4 protein-coding genes are annotated in these 3,552 nt (G+C 31.4%); 3 read left to right on the top strand and 1 reads right to left on the bottom strand.

All coding sequences use genetic code 11. The features are described 5' to 3' along the window. Positions 1-399: DUF4294 domain-containing protein (locus BOW57_RS20510; protein WP_129057011.1), on the bottom strand; the 399-nt coding region annotated here is incomplete at its 3' end. Between the two features lie 81 nt (positions 400-480). Between BOW57_RS20510 and BOW57_RS20505 the strand changes: the two genes are divergently transcribed. The 3 genes from BOW57_RS20505 to BOW57_RS20495 all read left to right on the top strand — a co-directional run. After that, the gene (locus tag BOW57_RS20505; RefSeq protein ID WP_129057009.1) at positions 481-1,569 is read left to right on the top strand and encodes a M42 family metallopeptidase; all 1,089 of its coding nucleotides are present in this window, start codon (positions 481-483) and stop codon (positions 1,567-1,569) included. A 68-nt stretch (positions 1,570-1,637) separates the two neighbouring features. Beyond that, positions 1,638-2,318, top strand: coding sequence for a response regulator transcription factor (locus tag BOW57_RS20500; protein WP_129057007.1), 681 nt, complete (start codon positions 1,638-1,640; stop codon positions 2,316-2,318). After that, the coding region (locus BOW57_RS20495) for a HAMP domain-containing sensor histidine kinase (RefSeq protein WP_164973755.1) at positions 2,315-3,552 on the top strand (1,238 nt) is incomplete at its 3' end. The genes BOW57_RS20500 and BOW57_RS20495, both read left to right, overlap by 4 nt.

Genomic DNA, 3,552 nt, shown 5'->3' with positions numbered 1-3,552 from the left:
TACAAGAATCTGACCTTGTTTTCTAGACAACTTCTTTAACCTGTCTTCAAATTCATTATTAAGGTAGTCTTCAACAATCTTGAAGTACTTCTTCTTTTCGCGATTACTATTCAAGCGTGCCATGCCTTTATTCAATGCAGTCAATCTATCTGACGCTAATTTTGCATAAGGGTAAACTTTATAAACTCTATTCTGTAAAATCTGAAATTGCTTTTGTTCTTCGGGACTTAATTTTTGACCTTTTGAAACAATAATTTCAGGTAGTTGTATTGTATCGTTAAGAATAGAATCTTTCTCGGTTAATATATAACCCATTTCTTGATTTTCTTTCGGAGTAACTTGTGCAATACTGGAAAACGAAATCATTAATAAAAATAAAATACTGCAGGTAAATCTCATGGAGTCTTAATTTAAATGTAAAATTATATATTTATACACAACTCTAATACCAAATTTATAAATTAGCGCAAAAATATTTTTATGAGTACAAAATCTATCTTAAATGATGCCTCTCTTTCTTTCTTAGAAAGTTATCTAAATAATGCTTCTCCGACGGGTTACGAAAGTGAAGGACAAAAGCTTTGGATGAATTATTTAAAACCATATGTTGACACTTTTATAACTGATACATACGGTACAGCTGTTGGAGTTATTAACCCTGATGCTCCTTTTAAAGTTGTTATTGAAGGACATGCTGACGAAATTTCGTGGTATGTAAATTATATTACTGATGATGGTTTATTATATGTTATTAGAAATGGTGGTTCTGATCATCAAATCGCACCATCAAAAAGAGTTAATATTCATACTAAAAAAGGAATTGTAAAAGGTGTTTTTGGCTGGCCGGCAATTCATACACGTTTACGAGACAAGGAAGAAATTCCAAAATTAAGCAACATTTTTATTGACTTAGGCTGTGAAACAAAAGAAGAAGTCGAAGCGATGGGCGTTCATGTTGGCTGCGTAATAACATATCCTGACGAATTTATGGTTCTGAATGAAAATAAATTCGTTTGTCGAGCGATCGATAATAGAATGGGCGGCTTTATGATTGCCGAAGTTGCTCGTTTATTGCATGAAAACAAAAAAACACTTCCTTTTGGATTGTACATTGTAAATTCTGTTCAGGAAGAAATTGGTTTACGCGGTGCTGAAATGATTGCTCAGACTATTAAACCAAATGTTGCAATTGTAACTGATGTTTGCCATGATACTACTACTCCAATGATTGACAAAAAAGTTGAGGGAGATCTAAAAATGGGTAAAGGTCCCGTTATTGCCTACGCTCCAGCAGTTCAAAATAAATTGCGCGATTTAATTGTTGATACGGCTGAGGAATGCAAAATTCCTTTTCAACGTCATGCAACTTCAAGAGCTACTGGAACGGATACTGATGCATTTGCATACAGTAATGGCGGTGTAGCATCTGCATTAATCTCGCTGCCTTTACGTTATATGCACACAACTGTAGAAATGGTACACAGAGAAGATGTAGAAAATGTAATTCAGCTGATTTATGCTTCAATACTGAAGATTGAAAACAATGAAACTTTTTCTTATTTTAAATAAGAGAATCTACAAAATGTCAATTTGGCTGCTTTAAGAGCAGCCCAATTGACTAATACTTAAAAAATACCATGAAAATTTTACTACTCGAAGACGACTTTACTTTATCTAAAGAGATTTCAGCATTTTTCGCCACAAAAAAAATCGAGTGTTTTCCATTCTATGACGGAACTTTACTTCTTAAAAAATACTTTCCTTATGAGTATGATTTAATCATTCTTGATATAAATGTTCCTGGAACAAATGGAATTGAGGTTTGCAAAGGTATTCGAGAGATTGATAAAAAAACACCTATAATAATGCTTACGGCATTTAGTGAAATTGAAGATAAATTGGCTTCTTTTGATAATGGTGCTGATGATTATCTGGTAAAACCTTTTCATTTTGAAGAATTATATGCCAGAATTTCCTCTTTACTAAGACGAAAGGAAATTCCGCAGCAAACAGAACAAAAGATTCTTATTGAAGATTTAGAAATTCAAGAAGATGAAATGAAAGTTTTTCGCGCTGGAGAAGAAATTAAACTGACTCCGAAAGAATTTAATCTAATCCTAATTCTAGCTCATGCTAAAGGCAAAGTGTTATCAAAGCAGTTTATTGCTGAAAAACTATGGGATTATCATATAGAAACGAATCAAAACACGATTGAAGTTTACATCAATTTTCTGCGCAAGAAAATCGACAAAGATCATGAAGTAAAACTTATACGAACTAAAATTGGCTACGGATACTATTTAAGCAATCAAGAATGACTTTAAAAAACAGAATATCACTTTTAGTAAGCCTGCTGTTTACAATCCTTTTTGGATTGGCTTCAACTGTGATATTTGTTTTATATTCTAATTTTAGAAAAGAAGAATTTAGAGATCGACTAGAAATTAAAGCGCTTTCTAACATTAAGTTATTAGTTAATGTTAAAGAAGTTGATGATCAACTTTTAAAAATGATCGATCAAAATTCTATAAATAAACTGTATGACGAAAAAACACTAGTATTTGATTCGCAATTTAAACTTATTTACAGCAGTATTGATGACGCTAAAATTAATTGGTCTATTGATGATTTAAAATACCTTAAAAAACACAAAACTTTCTTTAAACAACAAGGAGACTATGAAGTATACGGCGTTTTCTATGACACTAAAGACAAAGATTTTTATGCTCTAATATCAGCAACTGATGATTATGGCAAACGTAAATTACTTTTTTTACGATATACCTTAGTTATATCTTATATCTTCTTTACTTGTCTTTGCTGGGTATTAACCTCATTTATGGTTAAAAAAGCAATGAATCCATTAGGTTTATTTCATCAAAAAATAAAAAACATCAACGAGAACAATCTCGATACTCGCATAAAATCAAAAAGTAATAAAAATGAAATTGATTTAATTGCCAATGAATTCAATTTCATGATGGATCGAATTGAAATTTCTTATCAAAAACAAAAAGAGTTTACTGCGCACGCATCACATGAACTTAGAACGCCATTATCTAGAATTACATCTCAAATAGAAAATGTAGTTGCAGATCCTAAAACAACTCCTGAAAATAAAAGCTTCTTAAAAACAATTTTATCAGATGTAAATCAACTGACAGAGTTAATTACTTCATTACTTATTCTTTCTAAAATCGACTCTAAAAATCAAGAAAATGGTGAAACTCATCGTTTAGATGAAATTTTGTTTTGGGCAATTGAAAATCTGAATAAAAGCTTTCCTGACTTTGTTATTCTTTTTGAAATGGAAGAAAGCGAAAACTTAGATTCTGCTCTGGAAATTAAGGGAAATAAAAACCTTTTAGAAATTGCGATAAGCAATGTTTTAAAAAATGCCTGTGTTTATTCGGATAACAAACAGGCAAAAGTAAAAATAAGTGCAGTAGGCGATTCTCTAGTTATTTCGATTTCAAACACTGGAAAAACGCTGACCGAGAATGAGCAGAAAAATCTTTTCCAACCTTTTATGCGCGGAGAAAATTCACAAGG

The sequence above is a fragment of the Flavobacterium sp. YO64 genome, assembly GCF_004119505.1.
GTDB lineage: Bacteria > Bacteroidota > Bacteroidia > Flavobacteriales > Flavobacteriaceae > Flavobacterium > Flavobacterium oncorhynchi.
Note: the sequence above shows the minus strand (reverse complement) of the source record. Positions and strands in the feature narration are given on the sequence as shown.